The following is a 22,141-nucleotide window of genomic DNA, read 5'->3' on the forward strand; positions in this document are numbered from 1 at the left end:
AACTTGAGTGAAAATAGAAAGGCCTCCGGATGGAGGTCTTTTGCATGATGGATGTTGCCATCCATTGCGCAGCCCAAGGATATACAACTGCTGGCAGCAACTCTCTTCGGAAAAGTTACTTATCGACTATCTGGCGTGACTGAGCAGGGTGGATGGGCAGGTGTGCAGGTATTGGTGGGGCGTCAGGCCGAACTCCTGTTTGAAGCGGGCGGCAAAACGGCTGGGGGAGTCATAACCGCAGGCGAGGGCGACCTCCAGCGGGGTTAGGCCCTGTTGCAACAGGTTGAGGGCGTGGCTCATGCGTACCTGAGCCAGCAACTGGCGAAAGCTGCGACCTTCGGCGGCCAGCTTGCGCACCATGGAGGCGCGGCTCATGGAGAAGTGGGGGGCCACCGCCTCCAGGGTGTGGTCGATGCCGGGTTCCACCGCCAGGTAGCGTGCCAACCGCTCTGCGAGGGTCATGGTGCTGGCGGGAAAGAGCAATCCGAGGGCGTTGGCGGCCCGCAGTTCGGCATAGAAGCCGCGCAGCAGTTCGGCCTGTGTTGCTTCGCTCAGTCCCCGTTCGGCCATGGTGCTGATGAGTTCAAAGCAGAAGGCGAGCCCGGGGGTGACCTTGACGGCGGGTTCCTCCAGATCGGCGTGGGAAGGGGCTGACTCGGCCAGCCACTCCGGCGGTGGTGGGGTCAGCAGCGTGATGGCGTGGGAGCGAAACTTGCCCTGCTCCGGCTGATTGACGAAGGTGAGCTGGTGGCCTGCCGGGATCAGCAGCCATCGCTCCCTGTCAAACGACAGACGTCGCTCGCGCCACCATAGTTGCTTGCTCCCCTGGGTGACCCAGATAAGGGTCGGGGCATAGATGAGCACCCGATGCAGGGGCTGCTGGCGGATCCCGAGATAGTGGCTCTGTTGCAGCAGGGGAGTGCTCATCCGGTTGGCTCCTAGGGAGTGACGAAGGTGGCGGTCAGGGTGGCCTTGCCGAGCGCCATGCTATTGAGCATGTAGCCTACCATAGCGGGCGGGGTATCAGCCTTCACCTCGAGATCATGGGGCAGGGCCCAGGCGGTGAACTGATAGCGGTGCATGCCGTGACCTGCGGGCGGGCAGGGGCCGCCGTAACCCTGGTTGCCAAAGTCGGTGCGGATCTCCAATCCCTGCTTGAGCTTGCCGGAGGCATTGCTGGCCAGCTCGCTCTGGGTGGCAGGCAGGTTAACCACCAGCCAGTGCCACCAACCGCTGCCGGTAGGGGCATCGGGGTCATAGGCGGTGATGGCAACACTCTTGGTGCCTGCCGGCAGATCCTGCCAGCTAAGTTGGGGCGAGTGGTTGTCGCCGCTGCAGCCAAAGCCGTTGAAGCTGAACTGTTTGTCCATCAACTGGCCTTCGTGAATGTCCGTGCTCTTCAGGGTCATGGCAAAGGCTGGCATGGCCGTCAGGCAGAGCAGTGGCAACAGGGCACTCTGTTTGAGCAATTTCATCGGGTGACTCCTCGTGTGGTAACGGGTTCACTTTAGCGAGGGTGGGACAGGATTTTGTTGCAGAACGACTCAATTTGAGGTCGATTGGTGAGTTAATTGAGCCTTTTGGTGGTTTTATGGCAAGAGGGTAAACGGCAGCCATAAAAAAACCGGCATCAGGGATGCCGGTTTTTTGTTTGAAGATGAGAGGTGCGGCTTAGCGCAGGATCATCTCGTCACGGCCCGGGCCGACGGAGACCATCGGAACCGGTACGCCGAGCAGCTCTTCGATACGCAGCACGTACTGCTGGGCCGCTTTGGGCAGCTCTTCGAAGGTGCGGCAGCCGGTGATGTCTTCGCTCCAGCTTTCCATCTGCTCGTAAACCGGCTTCAGGGCTGCAGTTTGCGGCCAAATCGGGTTCTCGGTGTGGGCACCTTCGTAGGCCACGCAGATCTTCAGATCCGGCAGACCGGTCAGGCAGTCCAGCTTGGTCAGAGCCACTTCGGTGGCGGCTTGCAGCTCGACACCGTTCTTGGTAGCGACGGCGTCGAAGTAACCGACATCACGGGGACGGCCAGTGGTAGCGCCGAACTCATTGGTGATCTTGCGGAACTCGTCCTGGTTCTCCATGGCGGTCAGCAGGGTGCCGGTACCGACAGAGGAGCTGAATGCCTTGGCTACAGCGATGACGCGCTCCGGGCGCAGACCTGGCAGACCGCCACCGATACCGGCGTAGGCGCCAGATACGTGGGAGGAGGTGACCCAGGGGTATTCGCCGTAGATCAGGTCACGGCCAGCGCCCAGCTGGGCTTCGAACAGCAGGGTCTTGCCTTCAGCCTGCAGCGCTTTGAGCGGCATGCTGACGTTGCACACGGCGTCGATCCACGGTGCAGAGACTTCCAGCAGCCAGTCAGCCATCTCCTGGGCAGTCTGGGTGAATTCGAAGGAGGGGTAGATAGCCTTCATCTGCGGCAGTTTCCAGTCCAGCATGAACTGGATGCGCTCGACCAGTACGTCCGGCTGTTTCAGCCAACCGACCAGGATCGCTTTTTTCATGACGCGATCGCCGTAGGCAGGGGCGATGCCCTGACGGGTGGAGCCATAGGCGCCGTCACCCAGACGTTGCTCTTCCAGGGTATCTTCCAGTGCGTGCAGCGGCAGGCAGAGGGTTGCGCGGTCAGAGATGGCCAGCTTCGGAGTCACGCCGGAGGCTTTGACTTCCTCGAGCTCGACGGTCAGTTTCTCGGGGCTGATCACCATGCCCGGGCCGAGGACAACCAGGCAATCCGGGTTGAATACGCCACTCGGAACCTGGTGCAGCTTGAAGGTGCCAAGGTCGTTGACCACGGTGTGGCCAGCGTTGTTGCCGCCCTGGAAGCGAATGCTGGCGCCAGCTTGACCTGCCAGATAATCCACGATGCGGCCTTTGCCTTCATCACCCCAGTTAGCACCTACGACTACGATAGACGACATGACTCTTTCTCCTAAGACGTTAGGCGTCCATCCTAGGAGCCTGATGCGGATTAGAAAAATTAATTATCTTTATAATTCCGATAAGAGAACCATATAATTATGGCCAATTAAGCGGCAAACTGCTCGATTTTGCCTGGCAAGCCCCGCACATCGCGGGTTGAGGGACTCTTATGCTGGATATTCACTGGCTGCAAACCTTTGTCACTCTGGCCCGATTGCAACATTTTGGTCAGACCGCCACCGAACTGCACATGACTCAGCCCAATGTCAGCCTGCATATCAAACGGCTGGAGCAGGCGACCCGGGTGCGGCTGATCGAGCGCAGTCCGTTTCGCCTGACGCAGGCGGGGGAGCGGCTGCTGCAAAGCGCCGAGCGCACCATCGCCGAGTTGCAGCTCTGCCAGTCCGATCTCAATGCCCTCAACCAGCTCAGTCAGGGGACGCTAGCCATCGCCGCCAGCGACATCATCTCCCGCCTGCTGCTGATCCAGCCGTTCCAGCGCTTCAAGCGGGAGTTCCCCGGCATCGACCTCACTCTGTTCAACACCACTTCGGATCAGGCCGCCGAGCTGGTCAAGGCGGGCAAGGCGGATCTGGGTTTTGTCATGGCGCAAAAGCGCAGCGAACCGCTCTTCTATACCGAGCTGCAACAGGTAACCTGGTGCGCGCTGGGCCACGGCCTTGCCCGCTGGCAGGCGCGGGCGGTGGCGGGAGAGAGCGATCCCCTCGACGAGCCGACCCTGATCCTGCTCGGTCACGACACCCGCACCCGGGCGCTGATCGACCCGTCCCTGCCGCTGCTGGCGCTCCCCCCTTGCCGCATCATGGAGGTGGGCAGCGTAGATGCCCAGCTCGATTGGGCCGAGGCGGGCTTTGGTGTCGCCATCGTGCCGGACTTCTCCCTGCATCCGCGCCTCAACCTCACCGCGCCGGTCACCAGCCTCGGCGACTTTCCCGGTACCAGTCTGGGCTACGTGGTGCGCCAGAATCAGGTGTTGTCGCGGGCCATCAAGCAGTTGCTGCACTGGGTGGAGGAGGAGATCCAGAAGCCCAATCCCTATCTGACCCGGGTGATTGAGCCGTAGTGGTACGGCAAGGTGAGCAGGCCTATCGGGGTGACTGCGCCGCCATCAATTGCGTCACTATCGAACGCGCGTAAACAATCAGGGCAGCCGAAGCTGCCCTGATGCATTTGTGGGCGCTGACCACTCAGGGTTGCTGCGGTGTGGCTGCGCTGGTGGCAGGGGAGGGTGACATGTCGGCCTTATCCTGCGGTGGGGTTTCGTCAGCAACCGCGCTGCTGGCAGGCTGGGTTGCCTGCTCTTGCGGCGCAGTGGCCGCAGAGGCGCTTTGCGGCCACTGAGTCGAAACGGCAGCCGATGGTGGTGGAACCGTTGACGCTGCGGCAGAGGGGGCCACGCTCCCACCCTCGGTGGTCGGCGTAGCAGTGAGCTCGGAGGCGACCTCAAGCGCCTCTTCGGGTAAGGGATTAACCTCTGTGGCTTCTGTCGTCACTGCGGCACTGCTGGTGGCGGTCGCGTCAGAAGGTGCTTCAAGGGTGGCTGTCATCCCGTTGGCGGCGCTCACCTGCTCTGTCGTGGGCACCGCCTCCGAGGCCGATGGCGCTGGTGTTAACGGCTCCGGCGTCAGCTGTTCCGCGGTTAACTGCTCGGGGGTCAGTGACAAGGGGGCTGGCGGTTGATCCGACATCCCCGCATGGAGGGGCAGCTCGGTTTGCGCCTGCAACTGCTCGGGGGTCACCTTGCTCAGGGCGGGATGCAGCCGACTGAACTGTTTGACCCGGGCCAGCAGGGTATCGCGCACGGTTCGGACGATGGGGTCCGGCAGGCTGGCCAGCGCCACCAGTTCAGCACTCATCCCGATGCTGTTGATGGCGGTGGTCTGCCCCGGATAGAGGTTGGCGGCGATGCGGCTGCGCTGGTAGTAGGGGTGTTGCTTGAGCAGCCTGTCGATCTGCTCCCCTTCGATGGGGATGAGGCGCACCTTGCAGCGGCTGATCAGGTCGCCGACCGCCAGACTGGGGTTACCGGCCACCACAAACGCGGCATCCAGCGAGCCATCGCACAGCCCTTCCAGCGGTTCGCTGTCCGACTTGAGTTGATAGGCAGCAAACTGCCCGGGTTGCCATCCCATGGCTGCCATCAGGGCCTGGCTGGTGATCTGCTCACCGGCGCCGTTGTTGCCCGGATAGACCCGTTTCCCTTCGATATCTGCCAGGGTGGTGATGCCGCTATTGGGGGCGGCCAGCAGGGTCAGCGACTCCTGATAGAGGCGAAACAGGCTGCGCAGCTCATTGTTGGCCCCCTGCCCGCTGAAGGGGCCGGTGCCGTGCAGGGCGTGGTGCAACACATCGGATTGCACCAGCGCCAGCTGTACGTCCCCCTTGTCGAGTGCCTTGAGGTTGGCCATCGAGCCACGGGTGCTCTGCACGGTGCAGCTGTCCCCATGCAGGGCATGGCCGGCATTGAGCACCCGGCAGATGGCGCCACCGGTCGGGTAGTAGACCCCATTGAGCGGGCCCGTTCCGATAGTCAGCGCCTGGCTGCCAAAGGGGAGCAGCGCAGAGAGTGCACAGAGGGGAAGCAGAAGGTGATGCAAGATCCGTAGAGACATAATTGACCGTTGACTGAGTTGACCGCTGGCTGATGACACAGTGAAAAAGGGATGGGGCTTGCCCATCCCGTTGCTGGCTGATCAGGGCTTGCTGTGGTTGAGGATTGCCCGCTCCATCCGCGCCAGCGCGTCGGTCAGTCGTGCCCTGGTGCAGCCGAAGTTGAGCCGCACGAACTGGCCGTCGCCAAACTGGGCGCCGGGGGAGAGACCAACCCCTGCCTGCTCGAAGAAGGCGATGGGATCGGCAAGGCCAAGGGCGCTCACATCAATCCAGGCCAGATACGTCGCCTGATGACTGGCCAGCTTGACGCCGGGCCAGCGGGCCACCGCCTGCTGGATCAGCGCCAGATTGGCCGCCAGATAGTCGAGCTGCTCGGTCAGCCACTGTTCGCCCCCCTCATAGGCCGCTTCGGCGGCGATAAAGCCCAGCAGGTTGACGTCGGCGCTGATGCCGCGCATCGCCTGTTGCAGCCTGAAGCGCAGACGGGGGTTGGGGATAATGGCGAAGGAGCAGCAGAGACCGGCGATATTGAAGGTCTTGCTCGGGGCCATCATCACCGCGCAGCGCTCGGCTGCTTGTGCACTGATGGCGCCGTAGGGAATGTGGCGGGCATTCTTATCCAGCAGCAGATCGCAGTGGATTTCATCGGAGCAGATCACCAGATTGTGGCGCGCAGCGATGGCATCGATGGCCAGCAGTTCGTCACGGGTGAAGATGGTGCCGCCCGGGTTGTGGGGGTTGCAGAGCAGCAGCAGATCTGCGGCGGGGGCCTGACGCTCAAGCTCTGCCAGATCCAGCACCCAGCGACCGGCTTCTTCAATCATCGGCACGGTGAGCAGGGGACGATCATTGAAGCCCGGTGCCTGCAGGAAGGGGTAGTAGACCGGCTTGGGGGTGATGATACCGCGGCCATGCTGGCTCCACGCCTTGCAGGCAAGGTTGAGCCCCGGCACCACGCCGGGCAGGAACACCAGCCATTCGGGCTCGATGGCCCAGCCATAGCGGGTCGCCATCCGTTCGATAATGAGTTCGATCAGGCGCGGCGAGGGGCGTGAATAGCCGAAAATGCCGTGGGCGACCCGTTTGGTCAACGCCTCAATCACGGACGGGGGGGAGACAAAGTCGGTATCGGCAACCCACATGGGCAGCACATCCTGACCCTTGTACTTGTCCCATTTCAGGCTCATGGTGCCACTGCGGTCTACTTCCTGATCAAAATCAAACATGCGAACTCCTTGTGCTGGCAGGATGGGCTTTCACTCTACGGGGTCGCGGCCTCCCTCGCAAGGCGCACACCTGCTTATGCATCCTTGAGCCCGCTCTTGATAGTGACATAAGATAGGCGCCGAATTTTCATACGGCTGCCGCCCGTTAGCCCGTATCGTCCCTCCAACCAGTGGTAACCCTATGAGCTTGTCGATAGCGACGGTCAAACGCCCGGACCCCGTCTCTCTTTCATTTCTTGCCGTGACCTTTATGACCGGCGTCGCGGTGGCACTGCAGGTGCCTACCTTAAGTCTGTTTCTGGCCGAAGAGGTGCAGGTGCGCCCCTTTCTGGTCGGGCTCTTCTATACCATCAATGCGGTGGTGGGCATTCTGGTCAGCCAATGGCTGGGCCACCGCTCCGACAACAAGGGGGATCGCAAGCGACTGATCCTGCGCTGCTGCTTTGCCGGGGTGGCGCTCTCCTTGCTGTTTGCCTGGAACCGCAACTACTGGCTGCTGGCGAGTCTGGGGGTGATGCTGGCGGCGCTGGCGGCCACAGCCAGCCCCCAGTTGTTTGCGCTGGCGCGGGAGTATTCCGACAGCCGCAACCGGCGGGCGGATATGTTCAGCATCGGTGATGCGGGCTCAGTTTTCGCTGGCCTGGGTCATAGGCCCGCCCATCGCCTTCGCGCTGGCCATCGGCTACGGTTTCGAGTTGATGTACCTGGCCTCGGCACTGGCCTACCTGCTCTGCGCTCTGGTGGTGTGGCGCTGGCTCCCCTCTCTCCCTTTGCCCAAGATGGTTGAAGAGACAGAGCGGGTCAGCAGCTGGCGGGATCCGGCGGTGCGGGCGCTCTTTATCGCCTCCACCCTGATGTGGACCTGCAACAGCATGTACCTCATCAATATGCCGCTCTACATCACCCGCGAGCTCGGGATGGATGAGAAGCTTGCCGGTATCCTGATGGGCACGGCGGCGGCGCTGGAGATCCCCTTCATGCTGCTGGCGGGTTATTACACTGCCCGTTTTGGCAAGCGCCCCATGATGTTGCTGGCGGTGCTCGCTGGCGCGGCCTTTTACACAGGTCTGGTGACCCTCACCGATCAATACGCCCTGATCGCCTTGCAGCTGTTCAACGCCATCTTCATTGGTATCGTGGCGGGGATCGGCATGTCTTATTTTCAGGATCTGATGCCGGGGCGGGCCGGGGTAGCGACCACCCTGTTTGCCAACAGCATCCGCACCGGCTCCATCATGGCGGGGGCCATCGCCGGTGTGGTGGCGGAGGTGTGGAGTTTCCACGGGGTCTTTATGGTGGCGTTGGGATTGGCACTGGTAGCACTGGCCGCCAGCTGGCGGGTGCCCAACGTCTGACTGGGGACTGGCTGTTATTTGTCGTGCTGGGGCTGGGCGTGCGGGAGCGGCGCTGATTCGCCCTGATATTCGTTGCGCAGGCAGCGCAGCAGCAGCTCGGTCGCGGGGCCGAGAGATTCGGGGGAGAGGGTCAGCAGATAGGTGTAGAGGTGGCGCTCGTTGCCGCTTTCCAGATCCAGCTGTATGAGTGACCCTTCCGCCAGCTCCCGCTCTACCAGATGGCGCGGCAGCCAGGCATAGCCGAGGCCGAGGCGCAGCATGGCGAGCACTTCGTGGTAGTGGGTCGCCTTCCAGCCGGTGTCATCCGCATCGTTCCAGTCCACCGAGCGGTGAATGGGGGGATGCAGGCTGATCTGGTTGTGGCCGGTCAGCACATCGCTGCGGATGGCCCCCTCCTCTTGCGCCAGCGGATGGCTGGCGGCGCAGAGGGGCAGCAGGCACACCTCGTCCAGCAGCAGACCGGTGCGATCGCCGGGCAGGTGCTCGGAGAGCATCAGGTCCCCCGGTTGCAGGGCGTTGAAGTGGCAGTGAATGCGTTCGTGCAGGTTGACCCGGCAACCCCGGCTGCGGGGATAGAAGCTGGCCAAGGCCCGATAGAGGCGATCCCTTGGCTGCAGCGCCGAAACATAGAGGTTGATCTGCGGCTCCCATTGCCGCTCCAGGTTGTTGGCCAGATTTTCCAGCTCTTCCACCTGTTGGCTCAGCTGACGGGCCCGCTTGAGGAAGATCTCGCCCGCCGGGGTCAGCACCGCCTTGCGGCCGCGCACCTCCAGCAAGGGCACCCCCAGACTCTGCTGCAACTTTGCAACCGCATGATTGAGGGAGGACTGGCTCTTGTTCAGCGCCTCGGCCGCCTGGGCGTAGCCGCCGCAGTCGACCACCGCCTGAAAGATCCGCCATTGCTCAAACGTGCTCTTGGGACGAAACATAGTTCAACCTGATTGGAGATAGGATGGTCAGTGGTTCGAACAGGGAGCCTGTGCCCCCTATTCAATTTAACCCCTGCCGCACAACACTCTGGGTATTTTATTGATTTATTTGGACTGAGCCGCCTGTTTATTTTGGCTGAGCCACAAAGGTCTGGCCGGTTTTGCCGCGGCTGTCCGACCCCATCAGGTAGAGGTAGAGCGGCATCAGGTCGGCCGGAGTCTTGAGGTTCATGGGATCTTCCGCCGGGAAGGCGCTGGCGCGCATCTTGGTACGGGTACCGCCCGGGTTTAGGGTATTGACCCGCACACCTGTGTTCTCAAGCTCGTCGGCCAGCACTTCCATCATCCCCTCGATGGCAAATTTGGAGATGGCATAGGTGCCCCAGTAGGCGCGCCCCTTGCGCCCCACGCTGGAGGAGGTGTAGACGATAGATGCATCGCCCTGCGCCTTGGCAGTCTGGCGCAGCAGCGGTAGCAGCGCCTGGGTCAGCAGGAATTCCGATTTGACGTTGACCTGCATCACCTCGTCCCACTCCTTCTCCTGAATGTGTTCAAACGGAGAGAGGGTGCCAAGCAGACCGGCGTTGAACAGCACGCCATCGAGGCGGCCAAACTGCTGGGCGAAGGTTTCTGCCATGCCGCGGTAGTGGGCGGCGGTGGCCCCTTTCAGATCCACCGGCACGATGGCGGGCAGCGGATAACCGGCCGCTTCAATCTGGTCATACACGGCTTCGAGTTTGGCGCTGGTGCGGCCGAGCAGGATCACGGTTGCACCGTGAGCGGCGTAGGTGAGGGCGGCTTCGCGGCCGATCCCGTCGCCGGCACCTGTGACCAGAATGACTTTATCCTTGAGCAGATCGCGGGGTGCCTGATAATCGAGCATGACAACTCCTGTTAACAAATTCCGGCCATAAGTGCATGGCAATCGGCGCCAAGTGTACTGATCCGCGCGCCTGTTTGACCAGCCAGCGGCAAGAAAAATGTGAAGAAAATAGAGAGGTTGTGATGCTCGGGTTGGTTTTTCCGGGCACTGGCTGCGATTTTTTGCGCGCCTCCATCAAACTCCCTAGAATGTGACGAAAACCGATCCATTCTGGAGTCCATCGTGACATTTCTGACCGAATATGGCCTGTTTTTGGCCAAGACAGTGACCTTCCTGCTGGCCATCGGCGCCATCATCCTGATGATCGTCAGCACTCGCCAGCCGAAAGCGCGCAAGGGGGAGCTGGTGGTGACCGATCTCTCGAGCGAGCTGGAGCAGGGGCAGTTTGCCCTCAAGAGCGCGCTTGCCAGCAAGGCCGAGCGCAAGGTGATGGAAAAGCAGCAAAAAGAGGAGCAGAAAAAGCGCGCCAAGGCCGGTGATGAGCGCAGTCGCCTGTTCGTGCTCGATTTCAACGGCAGCATGGATGCCAAAGAGGTGGCCTCCCTGCGCGAAGAGGTGAGCGCGGTGATTGGCGTCGCCCAGCCCGGCGACGAGGTGCTGCTGCGGCTTGAATCCGGTGGCGGCGTGGTGCATGGCTATGGCTTGGCCGCTTCCCAGCTGCAGCGGCTGCGCGATCGTGACATCAAGCTCACCGTGGCCATCGACAAGGTGGCGGCGAGCGGCGGCTACATGATGGCCTGCGTGGCCGATAAGATCCTGGCTGCCCCCTTTGCCATCGTCGGCTCCATCGGGGTGATAGCCCAGATGCCGAACTTCAACAAGCTGCTGAAAAAGCACGACATCGAATTCGAGATGCACACCGCCGGTCAATACAAGCGCACCATCACCATGTTCGGCGAGAACGACGATCTGGGGCGCGAGAAGTTTCGCGAGGAGTTGGCGGCGATCCATGAGCGCTTCAAGCAGTTTGTTGCCGAACACCGCCCGCAACTCGATATCGATCAGGTCACGACCGGCGAGCACTGGCTGGCAAGTCAGGCAAAGGGGCTGGGGTTGGTGGATACCCTCTGCACCAGCGATGACTATTTGCTGGCGCAGGCCAGCCACCACAAGGTGATCGGTATCAGCTATCGCAAGCCAAAAAGCCTGACCCAGAAGCTGGGGCAGCAGGGCGCGCAGGCGCTGGAAGCCGGACTTGGGCGGCTGTGGCAGCAGAGCCCCTGGCGCTAGCCGGAGGGAAATCCCGTGATAAAAAGGCCAGCCGATGCCCATCGGCTGGCCTTTTTGCATCCGGTTGCACCTTGCTGGTGAGCAAAGGTTGTTTCTATTGAGGCCCTCTGTTACAACTGAATGCTTTCCCCGTTTATGACAGGATCTTGTGGTAAGAGCTGCGGGGCATGGAGCATAGCGATGTCATGGAGCACCTTCAGGCAATTTACCCCGCTGGTCTGGATCGTCATTCTGGGCACCTTCATGGTGCGTACCAGCTACTACATGGTGTGGCCCTTCCTCTCCATTCTGCTCTATCGGGAGTATGACCTTTCGGCCACCTTCATCGGCCTGTTGCTGGGTGGCTCGATGGCCCTCTCTACCCTGGTCAGTTTTTACGGCGGCTGGCTCTCTGATCGCTTCGGGCGGCGCAGCATACTGCTGGCCGGTTGTCTGGTGGCGATGCTCTGTTTCGGCCTGCTCGGTTTTTCGCACGAGGTGTTCTGGCTTGGGGTCGGGGTGATGGGCAGTGGCCTCTCGTCGGGGCTCATCGATGCCCCCGGCAAGGCGCTGATGGCCGACAGTCTGGCCTCGGCCAAGGCGCGGGAGCTGGCGCTGCACCTGCGCTATTTTCTGCTCAACCTGGGGGCCGCGCTGGGGCCGCTGCTCGGAGTGACCCTCGGGATCAACGCCCAGCAGGAGACCTTCCTGTTTCTGGTGGTGAGCTATTTGCTGCTGGCGCTGGCCTTTGGCTGGGGATTTCGCCGGGCTGGCAGCACAGGCAAGCCGGGTGCTGCTGGCCCCGGACTGCGGGATGCCATCAAGGTGTTGCTGGCGGATCGCGCCTTCCTGCTGCTGGTGATGGCCAATCTCCTGATGGTGCTGGTTTACTCCCAGTTTCACTCGCCGCTGGTGCAATACCTGACCCGGGCCGGTATGCCGCAGGTGGCCGAGCTGGTTGCTCTGCTGGTGGCGACCAATGCCCTGACCGTAGTGCTGCTGCAGTTTCCGCTGCTGCGGTTGTTGTCACGCTGGCCGGTGCGGGTACGGCTTCATATCGGCATGGCGCTCTTTCTGGCGGCCCAATTGCTCTTTGCGCTGGGGGACCCGACGGTGCGCAGCCACTGGTTTGGCGCCGTGCTGCTGCTCAGCATCGGCGAGACCATCCTCTTCCCCCTGCTCAACGTGCTGATCGACCAGATGGCCCCCACCCACCTCAAGGGGAGCTACTTTGGCGCCAGCGCATTGGCCGGGTTGGGAGGTGCCGCCGGTGCCCTGCTGGGAGGCTGGATCCTCGAGCAGTGGAGCGGGCAGCTGCTCTATGTGCTGATGGCGCTGCTTTGTGTGGCGATTTTTGCGCTTTATGAGTGGGGTGCCAGAGTACAGCGTCCCGCTGTGGCCTCGTCTGTGGTTGAGCGGAGCTGACCCAGTTAATGCGGGGATCTGTGATGCTGAATGTTCAGTGCGTGCTACCCGGAGTCTTCTCTTTGAGCGCCTTCTTGGCTGCGTACATCCTCTCGTCGGCGAGCCGGATCAGGTTTAGCCCGTCGTCGTAGTGCTCCGGCCCGGTCTGCACTATGCCGATGCTGAGGGTGAGATCGCCCAGCTGCTCCTTGACGGTGCTGACCAATCGTTTGAGATAGATATCCCTAGCCTGGCTCTCGTTGCAGTTGGGCAGGATCAGGCAGAATTCATCTCCGCCATAACGAAAGCAGCTGTCTTCGGCGCGAAAGACCTGACGGATGCAGTGGCCGACGATCCGCAGGATCTCGTCTCCGCGCTGGTGCCCTTCGGTATCGTTGATTTGCTTGAAGTTGTCGATATCGAGATAGGCGATGGCCATGGGTTCGGCACGGCGCTGACAGGTGCGCAGGCTTAACAGCAACAGCTCGTTGAGGTGGCGAACGTTGAGCAATCCGGTCAGTGCGTCGGTGCGGTTCAGCTCCTCAAGCTGCTTGGTCCGCTCGCGTACTTTCTGCTCCAGACTCTTGGCATAGTTCTCCGACTTCTCTCTGGAGGACTCTATTTCCGACACCAGACTGCGAATGTAGGTTTCGAAGACTAGGGTGATGTCAAACAGAAAGAGTTTGTCCAGTGCGGCCAGCATGACGAGACGCTCCGGTTCATCGTGGATCTGCTCGAACATATCCTCGATCAGCAGGGCTTTGAGGGTGTTGATGGCGGCCAGATAGAGCTTGGGTTCGACCCCGATCCGCTTGTGAACCAGCCCGATCCGCAGCCGGTTGTTGACGTACTCCAGATCGTAATGGCCGCTGAAGAGATCGAGCACATAGCGCCGTTGTGCGGTGCGCAACCGTATGAGGGTATCGGCATCCCCGATCAACAGGGCGATTTCGGTGATGGCCGTCTGCTGCTGGTAGAAGCGATCCACCAGGGCGTCGATCCGTGGTTCTATCTTGCTGCAATAACTTGCCAGCCGGGCCACATCCTGCTCATTGAGCAGCAATAACTCCTTGCGATGGGCAATTTCAAAGTCGGTGATCCTCATCTGCTCAAGCAGGGTCTGTTCGGTCGGATTCATCGTCGTCCTCGGTTTATTACTGGGCGTTACGCTGTCCGTGAGGTGGGACAAACAAGCAGGCGTGGCAACTGATAGTGTAGTCAGTTGGACAGGGGCGCGCGCAATGCCCCCGCGTGGCGGGGGCTATGGAGGGTCAGGTGAAGGCTAAAGGGGCAAGAGATCCGGAGAGGGTGCTCAGAACGTCAGCACCTTGTCGGCCGCCAGGGTCCATTGGGCCAGCATCGGCAGGGTGCCGACCTCAATGCCCTCGATCAGCGGCAGGGCGGTGATGCCACGGGCATCGGTGCAGGTCTTGCACAGGCGAATGGTGACGCCTTGTGCCAGCAGGATCTCCAGCATCTGGCGCAGGTTGTACCCCTCGGCCGGAGCCTGACCGGCCAGCGCTGCACTCACCGCATCGGACATCAGGAACAGCTTCAGGCTGGCACCACCCTGTTCGTTGAGGGCGATAGCGAGACGCAGGGCGTTGAACAGGGATTCGCTGCCATAGGGGGCACCGTTGGCAATGACCACAATTTGTTGATTCATAACAGACTCCCGATTGGAAAGAGCGCCATTGTAGAACCAACAGGTTGGCAATTGCGTGATGTTGCACAACTTCTGTCGCACCTTTTTCCCGCTTGCTTGACCCTGCCGCCGATCGAGGTTTTTATGGTCAGCTCGCAAACAAGACCGGATGAATCGAGATGTGGAAAGTATTGGGAGCCGGCTTGCTGCTGTTGGCGGGTCAGGCCTTTGGCAGTGAGGCGGTCGGTTGCAAGGCCCGTCTGCAGGCCGTCAACGACCAGCTGGTGTTTGCCAAAGCACACAACAATGCCGGGCAGATTGCCGGGCTCGAACAGGCAGCACGCAATATCAAGGCCCACTGTACCGATGAAGGTCTGCTCAAGGAGCAGAAAGAGCGGGTTAACAAACTGCGCGGCGAGGTGGACGAGAGCCTGCTCGAGCTGCAGGAGGCGAGAGTCAGTGGCAAACCGGAGAAGATTGCCAAGCGGCAGGCCAGGCTGGAGGAGTCCCAGACCCGGATGCTGGAGGCCCAGCGTGAGCTGGACAAACTGATCCGGCAGGTCGGCAAGTGATGGCCAGCCGCTGAACTCAGGATCAAAAAAGGCCGATTGCTCGGCCTTTTTTCGTTTTATTGCCTGTGCATCCGCACAAACTTCTCCATCAGCTGATCTTCAGTCTCCACGTGGGCGGGATCCCAGATGATGCAGTCGATAGGGCAGACACTGATGCAGGTCGGCTTCTCATAGTGACCGACGCACTCGGTGCAGCGACTGGGGTCGATCTCGTAGATCTCCTCACCCAGACTGATGGCCTGGTTGGGGCACTCGGGATCGCACATGTCACAGTTGATGCACTTGTCGGTGATGAGCAGCGCCATTTCAGGCCGCCGTGTGCGGGTTGCGGGTATCCTGGCTGTCGCCCAGATTGCGCAGCAAAATGCCGTAGTTCACATCCAGATCTTTAGGGACCGGCACATAGACCACGTGACCGTTGCCCGGCGCGGTATCGATAAGCTCGCCCTTGCGGTTCTCCATCTGCTCCAGATTGAAACGGACGTTGCCCTGCGGGGTCATCAGCTCCAGGTTGTTGCCCACCAGGAACTTGTTCTTCACCTCGACCTCGACCATGTCACCTTTGCGACCGGTGATCTCGCCGACAAACTGCTGGGTGTCGGAGACGGAGTAGCCGTAGTCGTAGTTCTGGTATTCGCTGTGGTTGTGACGGCGCAGGAAGCCCTCGGTATAGCCGCGGTGGGCCAGATTTTCGAGGGTGCCCATCAGGCTGCGGTCGAACGGACGACCCGCCACCGCATCGTCGATGGCCTTGCGGTAAACCTGAGCGGTGCGGGCGCAGTAATAGAAGGACTTGGTGCGCCCTTCGATTTTCAGCGAGTGCACGCCCATCTTGGTCAGTCGCTCGACGTGTTCGACGGCACGCAAGTCCTTGGAGTTCATGATGTAGGTGCCGTGCTCGTCCTCGAATGCGCTCATGTACTCGCCCGGGCGGTTGGACTCTTCCAGCAGCACCAGCGCATCGGTCGGTTTGCCAAGGCCCAGGGTGTTGTCCGGACGCACTGCGATGGGCTCCTGACGGTGGACGATCTGGCCCACGTCATCTTCTTTACCCTCGTGCACTTTATACTCCCAGCGGCAGGAGTTGGTGCAGGTGCCCTGGTTGGGGTCACGCTTGTTGATATAGCCGGAGAGCAGGCAGCGGCCGGAGTAGGCCATGCACAGCGCGCCGTGAACGAACACTTCCAGCTCCATCTCTGGTACCTGCATGCGGATCTCTTCGATTTCGTCCAGCGACAGCTCGCGGGAGAGGATGGCGCGGGTCAGGCCCATTTGATGCCAGAACTTCACCGTGGCCCAGTTGACCGCGTTGGCCTGCACCGAGAGGTGAATGGGCATATCCGGGAAGGCTTCACGCATCATCATGATAAGACCGGGGTCGGACATGATCAGCGCATCGGGCTTCATCTCCACCACGGGACGCATATCGCGGATAAAGGTCTTGAGCTTGGAGTTGTGGGGTTGGATGTTGGCCACCACATAGAACTGCTTGCCCAGCGCATGGGCTTCGTTGATGCCCAGCTGCAGGTTTTCGTGATCGAATTCGTTGTTACGCACCCGCAGGCTGTAGCGGGGCTGACCGGCATAGACGGCATCTGCGCCATAGGCATAGGCGTAACGCATGTTCTTGAGGGAACCTGCGGGGGAGAGCAATTCTGGTTTAAACATGGCGGACTCTTTATATCTGATTGCAAATCAGGACGATGCCACCTGATGGCATCGTAGTGGTTGAGTTGCGGTGCAAGAAGCTCTCCGAGAGGAGGCTCAATGCAGCACGACCCGATGACGGCATATCCGGGCCTATCTACAGAAGATACGCCGGATATTCGGGGTGCGAGATTGTACTCGCCCCCACGTCATCATGCAATTTGGCAGGAATATCCTGTGAATGGAAAATCAGCTTTTGGGGAATCTTTGATGGTGGGTTAGCGATAGTTGCTGATGCTCAATTATCCAGTGCGAGTTGAAAAGCGGGGAACTGTTCGCTCATAAAATTGCGGGGGCTGTGGCCATTGCCTGCGGTGGCCAGCCATTCCCAATCCAGTCTTGGCGAACCCGCTTTGAAGCGTTGATAGGCAATGCCCTGATGAATGGTCAGAAAGAGGGTCGTGGGGAGTCCCAGCTTGTTGCTGTAGCGCACCATCAGATCGCCCTGATAGTCGTTGCTGATTCTGACTTTGAGCGCCTGCAGTGTCAGACCGGTGGCGTGACCATGCTCGTCCCAGACTTCAAACATGATATGAACACTCTGATGTTGATGATGCCACGATGAGCAAGATGGGATGCAATTGCAACTGTCAGATCTGACAAGGCCGAAAAAGTGTGAGGAGAATGGCAGAAAGCGAAAACCCGGCGCGAGGCCGGGTTTTCTTGAATGATGGTGGAGGGAGAAGGATTCGAACCTTCGAAGGCAGAGCCGTCAGATTTACAGTCTGATCCCTTTGGCCGCTCGGGAACCCCTCCACAGGGGCAAAGCAAATTGTATTCAGCCATTGCAATCAGGGAAATGGTGGAGGGAGAAGGATTCGAACCTTCGAAGGCAGAGCCGTCAGATTTACAGTCTGATCCCTTTGGCCGCTCGGGAACCCCTCCACGGGGTATTTCCTGATTGTCACTACTTTGCACTTGAATGGTGGAGGGAGAAGGATTCGAACCTTCGAAGGCAGAGCCGTCAGATTTACAGTCTGATCCCTTTGGCCGCTCGGGAACCCCTCCCCAAGTGCGAGGCGCATACTATCAGATCCAGAGGCTTTGTGAACCCCTTGATGAAGCATCTGGCAGTAAAAAATGACTGTTCGTCGATTTTTTGATACATCAAGCTCAAAATTCAAGCTTATCAGCAAGTTGTGTGCTGCTTTTCTGCACAAAACAGCATCTGTGCAAGTTGGCGATCGCGCTGAAGAGAAGGCAGATAGCAGAAGACCGCCAGCGTCGGCGGTCTTCCCGGGCATCACATCTAGCGCTGGAACGGGTAGACCGAACCCAGTTTCAGGATCTGGGTCAGTTCGTCCAGTGCGCTGCGGGACTCCTGCACCAGTGCCGGATCCCGCAGGTCATCGAGGGTTAGGCGGTCGCGGTAGTGGCGATCCACCCAGCCATCGAGGCGGGCAAACTGGCTGTCGTTGATGAGGCAGGCCGGATTGACCGCAGCGAGTTCCTGATCGTTCATGGCAACCCGCAGTCGCAGGCAGGCCGGGCCGCCGCCATTGCGCATGCTCTGTTTCACATCCATATAGTGGACCGCCTTGATCGGGGTCTCCTGCGTCAGCAGCTTGCCAAGATAGGCAGAGACAGCCGGATTGTCGCGGCACTCGGTGGGGGCGATGATGGCCATCTCGCCACTCGGCAGGGTGAGGATCTGGGTGTTGAACAGGTAGGATTTCACCGCATCCAGCACGGATACCTCGGCGGTCGGCACTTCGATAAAGTGCAAATCTCCCTCGCCAAACTTGCCGCTGATCTCGGCCAGCACCGCTTCGGTGTTGAGGAACGCTTGTTGATGGAAGAAGAGCACGTTCTGGTTGCCCACCGCGATGACGTCGTTGTGGAACACCCCCTGATCGATCACGTCCGGGTTCTGCTGAATGAAGACCGCGCTCTCATCCCCAAGGCCATGCAGGCGGGCGATGGCCTGGCTCGCCTCCAGGGTCTGGCGGGCCGGATAGCGTTTGGGGGCGGGCTGGGAGACGTCGAAGGCGCTGCGGCCGTAGACGAACAGCTCGACCCCCGCTTCGCCATAGGCGCGGCACAGCCGGGTGTGGTTGGCGGCGCCTTCGTCACCGAAGTGGTCGTTCTCAGGCAGATGCTGGTGGTGATAGAAGTGGCGATCGTTGTTGAACACGGCCCGCAGGATGCGCCCGGTCACCTCGGGCTCCAGGGAGCGGTGGAACTTGTTGGTCAGGTTGGCGGGGGTGAAGTGAATGCGGCCATCCTGGGTGTCGGCGCTCGGGGAGACGGTGGCGGCGTTGGCGGTCCACATGCTGGAGGCGGAGTAGCAGGCGGCCAGCACGGCGGGGGCCTGTCTGGCGGCCTGGGCCAGGACGCTGGCATCGTTGCCGGTGAAGCCCAGGCGGCGCAGGGTCGCGAGATCCGGTCTCTCCTGTGGCGCCAGCACGCCCTGCACCATGCCGAGGTCGGTCAGCGCCTTCATCTTGCGCAGCCCCTGCTTGGCCGCTTCCTTGGGGTTGGAGGCCTCTTTGGCGTTGCTCTGGGAGGCGACGTTGCCATAGGAGAGGCCGGCATAGTTGTGGGTGGGGCCGACCAGGCCGTCGAAGTTGACCTCGAAGTGCTTCATGATCATATCCTTTCGATTTTTATATGGGGAGCGGTTCCTTCCGCGCACAAAGCTGCGGTGTGCGGCCATTATAAAGAGATTTCATCCTTTGTAACAAGCTGATAACCAGAATGGGTTTTTATGTCACAAGGGTGGCTGGATATGTCATTTCCAATCTAAAAAAGGGGGGGATATAGCATAAAAACAAAAAAGCGGTTGCTTCCCGCGCCCCGGCTTCGCATTAATAAATAAAGAAGCAGGGCGGTTCGGGCTGTCGGGCAAATTGACCCGCAAGATTGCTTTTTCCCGTCAAATCTCTTATACAGCCCCACAAAACCGCACGCCAACCCCGTCGGGTGCAATGAGGATAATAGTTACAGCATGGGCAAATCACTGGTCATCGTGGAGTCTCCGGCCAAGGCCAAGACCATCAACAAATATTTGGGCAAGGACTACGTGGTGAAATCCAGCGTAGGCCACGTGCGCGATCTGCCGACCAGCGGCAGCGCCAGCACCGAGCCCAAAAAACCTGTCATTCGCGGCATCAAGCTCAGCGAATCCGAGAAGGCGGCCAAGGATCGCAACGCCCTGTTCTCAAGGATGGGCATCAACCCGACCGCAGGCTGGCAGGCCAACTACCAGATTTTGCCCGGCAAGGAAAAAGTGGTCAGCGAGTTGCAAAGTCTGGCCGCCAAGGCTGACACCATCTATCTCGCAACCGACTTGGATAGAGAGGGGGAAGCGATCGCCTGGCACCTGCGCGAGATCATCGGTGGCGACGACAGCCGCTACAAGCGCGTGGTGTTCAACGAGATCACCAAGAGCGCCATCCAGGAGGCGTTCGCCCAGCCGTCCGAGTTGAACATTCATCGCGTCAACGCCCAGCAGGCCCGTCGTTTCCTCGACCGGGTGGTGGGCTACATGGTCTCCCCGCTCTTGTGGAAGAAGCTGGCCCGCGGCCTCTCCGCCGGTCGGGTGCAATCCGTCGCGGTGCGTCTCATCGTCGACAAGGAGCGCGAGATCAAGGCGTTCGTGCCGGTGGAGTTCTGGGATCTCAACGCCGACCTGCTCACCGCCGAGAAGAGCGAGCTGCGCATGGAGGTGGTCAGCCGCAACGGAGCCGACTTCAAGCCGGTGACCCAGGCCGAGACCTTCGCCGCCGTGGCGGCCCTGGAAGGGGTCGACTACAAGGTGGTGAACCGGGAAGACAAGCCGACCGGCTCCAAGCCGTCCGCTCCCTTTATCACGTCCACCCTGCAGCAGGCGGCTTCTACCCGTTTGAGCTTCGGGGTCAAGAAGACCATGATGATGGCCCAGCGTCTCTATGAAGCGGGTTACATCACTTATATGCGTACCGACTCCACCAACCTCAGCAAAGAGGCGGTGGACGCGGTGCGGGAATACATCGGCGAGCAGTATGGTGCCGCCTACCTGCCGAGCGAGCCGAACCTCTACGGCGCCAAGGCCAATGCCCAGGAGGCCCACGAGGCGATCCGCCCTTCCAGCGTCCAGGTGACTGCCGAGATGCTGGAAGGGATGGAGCCCGATGCCATGCGGCTCTATGACCTCATCTGGCGCCAGTTTGTCGCCTGCCAGATGACCCCGGCCCAGTACGACTCCTCCACCCTGACCGTCAAGGCAGGGGAGTTCGAGCTCAAGGCCCGTGGCCGCACCCTGCGCTTCGCCGGCTGGACCAAGGCCCTGCCGCCCATGGGCCGCAAGGGTGAAGACAGCCAGCTGCCGGCGGTGACCGTCGGCGAGGTGCTGAAACTGGTCAAGCTGGATCCGCGCCAGCATTTCACCAAGCCGCCCGCCCGCTTCACCGAAGCGGCCCTGGTACGCGAGCTGGAAAAGCGCGGCATCGGCCGTCCGTCCACCTATGCCTCCATCATCTCCACCATCGTCGACCGTGGGTATGTGCGGGTCGAGAGCCGCCGCTTCTTCGCCGAGAAGATGGGGGAAATCGTCACCGACCGCCTGGTGGAGAACTTCGTCGAGCTGATGAACTACGAGTTCACCGCCAAGATGGAAGACAAGCTCGACGGCATCGCCGAGGGGAGCCTGGAGTGGAAGAAGGTGCTCGACGCCTTCTACGCCGAGTTCACCCAGGAGCTGGAGCAGGCCGACAAGCCCCACGAAGAGGGAGGCATGCGTGCCAACCAGATGGTGCTGACCGACATCGACTGCCCGGATTGTGGCCGCAAGATGGGTATCCGTACCGCCACCACCGGCGTCTTCCTCGGCTGCTCCGGCTATGCCCTGCCGCCCAAGGAGCGCTGCAAGAAGACCATCAACCTGGTCAGTGCGGACGAGTTCGTCTCCGCCACCGACGGGGACGAGGCGGAAACCGATGCGCTGCGTGCCAAGCATCGCTGCGGGATCTGCGGCACCGCCATGGACGCCTACATCATCGACGACAGCCGCAAGCTGCACGTCTGCGGTCGCAACCCGGATTGCGATGGCTACGAGGTGGAGCAGGGGCAGTTCAAGCTCAAGGGCTACGAAGGGCCGAGCATCGAGTGCGATCGCTGCGGCTCCGAGATGCAGCTCAAGAACGGCCGTTTCGGCAAATACATGGGTTGCACCAACGAGAGCTGCAAGAACACCCGCAAGATCCTGAAAAATGGCGACATTGCGCCGCCGAAAGAGGATCCGGTACCCCTGCCCGAGCTGAAATGCACCCAGTCCGACGCCCACTTCGTGCTGCGGGACGGCGCCGCCGGCCTCTTCCTGGCCGCCAGCAACTTCCCCAAATCCCGCGAGACCCGTGCGCCCCTGGTGGAGGAGCTCAAGCGCTTCCGCGATCGCCTCTCCCCCAAGCACCAGTACCTGGCGGACGCCCCGGCGTCAGATCCTGACGGAAACGCCTCCGTGGTGCGCTTCAGCCGCAAGACCAAGGAGCAGTACGTGATGACCGAGGTCAACGGCAAGGCGACCGGCTGGACAGCCCATTACGACAACGGAAAATGGCAGGAGAGCCTGCCCAAGGCGAAGAAAGCCTGATGGCGACGCCGCTCACAGCATGATGAAAGAGGCCCCTTGCGAGGGGCTTCTTTGTTGGTGGATGGCGATATACTGGAAT

18 protein-coding genes, 3 tRNA genes and 1 pseudogene are annotated in these 22,141 nt (G+C 60.8%); 6 read left to right on the forward strand and 16 right to left on the reverse strand.

Going from position 1 to position 22,141, the window contains the following annotated elements; genetic code table 11:
* Nucleotides 1-126: 126 nt before the first annotated feature.
* The 3 genes from AB5Y97_RS16470 to AB5Y97_RS16480 form a co-directional block, all read right to left on the reverse strand.
* A complete protein-coding gene (locus AB5Y97_RS16470) occupies nucleotides 127-927 on the reverse strand; it encodes an AraC family transcriptional regulator (protein WP_019445688.1) in 801 nt (266 codons plus the stop codon).
* A gap of 11 nt (nucleotides 928-938) precedes the next feature.
* Nucleotides 939-1,475 carry a YbhB/YbcL family Raf kinase inhibitor-like protein gene (locus AB5Y97_RS16475; RefSeq protein ID WP_005347798.1) on the reverse strand — a complete coding sequence of 179 codons (537 nt, stop codon included), beginning with the start codon at nucleotides 1,473-1,475 and terminating at the stop codon, nucleotides 939-941.
* Nucleotides 1,476-1,671: 196 nt separating this feature from the next.
* A complete protein-coding gene (locus tag AB5Y97_RS16480) occupies nucleotides 1,672-2,928 on the reverse strand; it encodes an adenylosuccinate synthetase (protein WP_005362191.1) in 1,257 nt (418 codons plus the stop codon).
* A gap of 170 nt (nucleotides 2,929-3,098) precedes the next feature.
* Between AB5Y97_RS16480 and AB5Y97_RS16485 the strand changes: the two genes are divergently transcribed.
* Entirely contained in the window at nucleotides 3,099-4,013 is a 915-nt protein-coding gene (locus AB5Y97_RS16485) for a LysR family transcriptional regulator (RefSeq protein WP_042658174.1), read from the forward strand.
* 124 nt (nucleotides 4,014-4,137) lie between these two features.
* On the opposite strand, the gene AB5Y97_RS16490 is transcribed toward AB5Y97_RS16485, so the two are convergent.
* Nucleotides 4,138-5,562, reverse strand: coding sequence for a TAXI family TRAP transporter solute-binding subunit (locus AB5Y97_RS16490; protein ID WP_201946224.1), 1,425 nt, complete (start codon nucleotides 5,560-5,562; stop codon nucleotides 4,138-4,140).
* An 81-nt stretch (nucleotides 5,563-5,643) separates the two neighbouring features.
* A complete protein-coding gene (locus tag AB5Y97_RS16495) occupies nucleotides 5,644-6,789 on the reverse strand; it encodes a MalY/PatB family protein (protein WP_201946223.1) in 1,146 nt (381 codons plus the stop codon).
* Nucleotides 6,790-6,970: 181 nt separating this feature from the next.
* On the opposite strand from AB5Y97_RS16495, the pseudogene AB5Y97_RS16500 reads away from it, so the two are divergent.
* Nucleotides 6,971-8,144 (forward strand): annotated as a pseudogene (locus AB5Y97_RS16500) (MFS transporter).
* A 14-nt stretch (nucleotides 8,145-8,158) separates the two neighbouring features.
* On the opposite strand, the gene AB5Y97_RS16505 reads toward AB5Y97_RS16500, so the two are convergent.
* Both AB5Y97_RS16505 and AB5Y97_RS16510 read right to left on the reverse strand, forming a co-directional pair.
* Nucleotides 8,159-9,073 (reverse strand): LysR family transcriptional regulator, encoded by a 915-nt coding sequence (locus AB5Y97_RS16505; protein ID WP_139410724.1) that lies wholly within the window; start codon nucleotides 9,071-9,073, stop codon nucleotides 8,159-8,161.
* Nucleotides 9,074-9,200: 127 nt separating this feature from the next.
* Nucleotides 9,201-9,956, reverse strand: coding sequence for a YciK family oxidoreductase (locus tag AB5Y97_RS16510; RefSeq protein ID WP_005334909.1), 756 nt, complete (start codon nucleotides 9,954-9,956; stop codon nucleotides 9,201-9,203).
* Nucleotides 9,957-10,178: 222 nt separating this feature from the next.
* Between AB5Y97_RS16510 and sohB the strand changes: the two genes are divergently transcribed.
* Nucleotides 10,179-11,186 (forward strand): protease SohB, encoded by a 1,008-nt coding sequence (sohB, locus tag AB5Y97_RS16515; protein ID WP_040098535.1) that lies wholly within the window; start codon nucleotides 10,179-10,181, stop codon nucleotides 11,184-11,186.
* A gap of 180 nt (nucleotides 11,187-11,366) precedes the next feature.
* A complete protein-coding gene (locus tag AB5Y97_RS16520) occupies nucleotides 11,367-12,590 on the forward strand; it encodes an MFS transporter (RefSeq protein ID WP_201946215.1) in 1,224 nt (407 codons plus the stop codon).
* A 34-nt stretch (nucleotides 12,591-12,624) separates the two neighbouring features.
* Here the strand turns inward: AB5Y97_RS16520 and AB5Y97_RS16525 are convergent, their stop codons facing one another.
* Nucleotides 12,625-13,707, reverse strand: a complete 1,083-nt coding sequence (locus tag AB5Y97_RS16525) for a diguanylate cyclase (protein ID WP_151285604.1) — start codon at nucleotides 13,705-13,707, stop codon at nucleotides 12,625-12,627.
* Nucleotides 13,708-13,881: 174 nt separating this feature from the next.
* Nucleotides 13,882-14,235, reverse strand: coding sequence for a DsrE/DsrF/TusD sulfur relay family protein (locus tag AB5Y97_RS16530; protein ID WP_005334901.1), 354 nt, complete (start codon nucleotides 14,233-14,235; stop codon nucleotides 13,882-13,884).
* Nucleotides 14,236-14,393: 158 nt separating this feature from the next.
* Here AB5Y97_RS16530 and AB5Y97_RS16535 point away from each other — a divergent pair, with 158 nt between their 5' ends.
* Entirely contained in the window at nucleotides 14,394-14,786 is a 393-nt protein-coding gene (locus AB5Y97_RS16535) for a DUF1090 domain-containing protein (RefSeq protein ID WP_201946213.1), read from the forward strand.
* Nucleotides 14,787-14,842: 56 nt separating this feature from the next.
* Here the strand turns inward: AB5Y97_RS16535 and AB5Y97_RS16540 are convergent, their stop codons facing one another.
* From AB5Y97_RS16540 to astB, 7 genes are all read right to left on the reverse strand, one after another.
* Entirely contained in the window at nucleotides 14,843-15,091 is a 249-nt protein-coding gene (locus tag AB5Y97_RS16540) for a YfhL family 4Fe-4S dicluster ferredoxin (protein ID WP_005334896.1), read from the reverse strand.
* A 1-nt stretch (nucleotide 15,092) separates the two neighbouring features.
* The gene (gene yegQ, locus AB5Y97_RS16545; protein ID WP_005334895.1) at nucleotides 15,093-16,454 is read right to left on the reverse strand and encodes a tRNA 5-hydroxyuridine modification protein YegQ; all 1,362 of its coding nucleotides are present in this window, start codon (nucleotides 16,452-16,454) and stop codon (nucleotides 15,093-15,095) included.
* Between the two features lie 277 nt (nucleotides 16,455-16,731).
* Nucleotides 16,732-17,022, reverse strand: a complete 291-nt coding sequence (locus AB5Y97_RS16550) for a hypothetical protein (protein ID WP_201946211.1) — start codon at nucleotides 17,020-17,022, stop codon at nucleotides 16,732-16,734.
* 142 nt (nucleotides 17,023-17,164) lie between these two features.
* Nucleotides 17,165-17,249 (reverse strand) — tRNA-Tyr (locus AB5Y97_RS16555).
* 44 nt (nucleotides 17,250-17,293) lie between these two features.
* Nucleotides 17,294-17,378: transfer RNA gene (locus tag AB5Y97_RS16560), tRNA-Tyr, on the reverse strand.
* 38 nt (nucleotides 17,379-17,416) lie between these two features.
* Nucleotides 17,417-17,501: transfer RNA gene (locus AB5Y97_RS16565), tRNA-Tyr, on the reverse strand.
* 241 nt (nucleotides 17,502-17,742) lie between these two features.
* Nucleotides 17,743-19,080, reverse strand: coding sequence for an N-succinylarginine dihydrolase (gene astB, locus AB5Y97_RS16570; protein ID WP_368158494.1), 1,338 nt, complete (start codon nucleotides 19,078-19,080; stop codon nucleotides 17,743-17,745).
* Between the two features lie 360 nt (nucleotides 19,081-19,440).
* On the opposite strand from astB, the gene topA reads away from it, so the two are divergent.
* The gene (topA, locus tag AB5Y97_RS16575; protein WP_010673895.1) at nucleotides 19,441-22,062 is read left to right on the forward strand and encodes a type I DNA topoisomerase; all 2,622 of its coding nucleotides are present in this window, start codon (nucleotides 19,441-19,443) and stop codon (nucleotides 22,060-22,062) included.
* The last annotated feature ends 79 nt before the right edge of the window (nucleotides 22,063-22,141 follow it).

Origin of the sequence: Aeromonas sp. R10-2, assembly GCF_040908445.1 — a bacterium.
Lineage (GTDB): Bacteria > Pseudomonadota > Gammaproteobacteria > Enterobacterales > Aeromonadaceae > Aeromonas > Aeromonas veronii.

Excerpts from the sequence above, each read along its gene's own strand:
- AB5Y97_RS16550 (WP_201946211.1), bottom strand. The coding sequence starts at position 17,022 with ATGTTTGAAGTCTGGGACGAGCATGGTCACGCCACCGGTCTGACACTG.
- AB5Y97_RS16485 (WP_042658174.1), top strand. The coding sequence starts at position 3,099 with ATGCTGGATATTCACTGGCTGCAAACCTTTGTCACTCTGGCCCGATTG.
- astB (WP_368158494.1), bottom strand. The coding sequence starts at position 19,080 with ATGAAGCACTTCGAGGTCAACTTCGACGGCCTGGTCGGCCCCACCCAC.
- AB5Y97_RS16505 (WP_139410724.1), bottom strand. The coding sequence starts at position 9,073 with ATGTTTCGTCCCAAGAGCACGTTTGAGCAATGGCGGATCTTTCAGGCG.
- topA (WP_010673895.1), top strand. The coding sequence starts at position 19,441 with ATGGGCAAATCACTGGTCATCGTGGAGTCTCCGGCCAAGGCCAAGACC.
- AB5Y97_RS16525 (WP_151285604.1), bottom strand. The coding sequence starts at position 13,707 with ATGAATCCGACCGAACAGACCCTGCTTGAGCAGATGAGGATCACCGAC.
- yegQ (WP_005334895.1), bottom strand. The coding sequence starts at position 16,454 with ATGTTTAAACCAGAATTGCTCTCCCCCGCAGGTTCCCTCAAGAACATG.
- AB5Y97_RS16535 (WP_201946213.1), top strand. The coding sequence starts at position 14,394 with ATGTGGAAAGTATTGGGAGCCGGCTTGCTGCTGTTGGCGGGTCAGGCC.
- AB5Y97_RS16495 (WP_201946223.1), bottom strand. The coding sequence starts at position 6,789 with ATGTTTGATTTTGATCAGGAAGTAGACCGCAGTGGCACCATGAGCCTG.
- AB5Y97_RS16540 (WP_005334896.1), bottom strand. The coding sequence starts at position 15,091 with ATGGCGCTGCTCATCACCGACAAGTGCATCAACTGTGACATGTGCGAT.
- AB5Y97_RS16520 (WP_201946215.1), top strand. The coding sequence starts at position 11,367 with ATGTCATGGAGCACCTTCAGGCAATTTACCCCGCTGGTCTGGATCGTC.
- AB5Y97_RS16490 (WP_201946224.1), bottom strand. The coding sequence starts at position 5,562 with ATGTCTCTACGGATCTTGCATCACCTTCTGCTTCCCCTCTGTGCACTC.
- AB5Y97_RS16470 (WP_019445688.1), bottom strand. The coding sequence starts at position 927 with ATGAGCACTCCCCTGCTGCAACAGAGCCACTATCTCGGGATCCGCCAG.
- AB5Y97_RS16510 (WP_005334909.1), bottom strand. The coding sequence starts at position 9,956 with ATGCTCGATTATCAGGCACCCCGCGATCTGCTCAAGGATAAAGTCATT.
- AB5Y97_RS16530 (WP_005334901.1), bottom strand. The coding sequence starts at position 14,235 with ATGAATCAACAAATTGTGGTCATTGCCAACGGTGCCCCCTATGGCAGC.
- AB5Y97_RS16475 (WP_005347798.1), bottom strand. The coding sequence starts at position 1,475 with ATGAAATTGCTCAAACAGAGTGCCCTGTTGCCACTGCTCTGCCTGACG.
- AB5Y97_RS16480 (WP_005362191.1), bottom strand. The coding sequence starts at position 2,928 with ATGTCGTCTATCGTAGTCGTAGGTGCTAACTGGGGTGATGAAGGCAAA.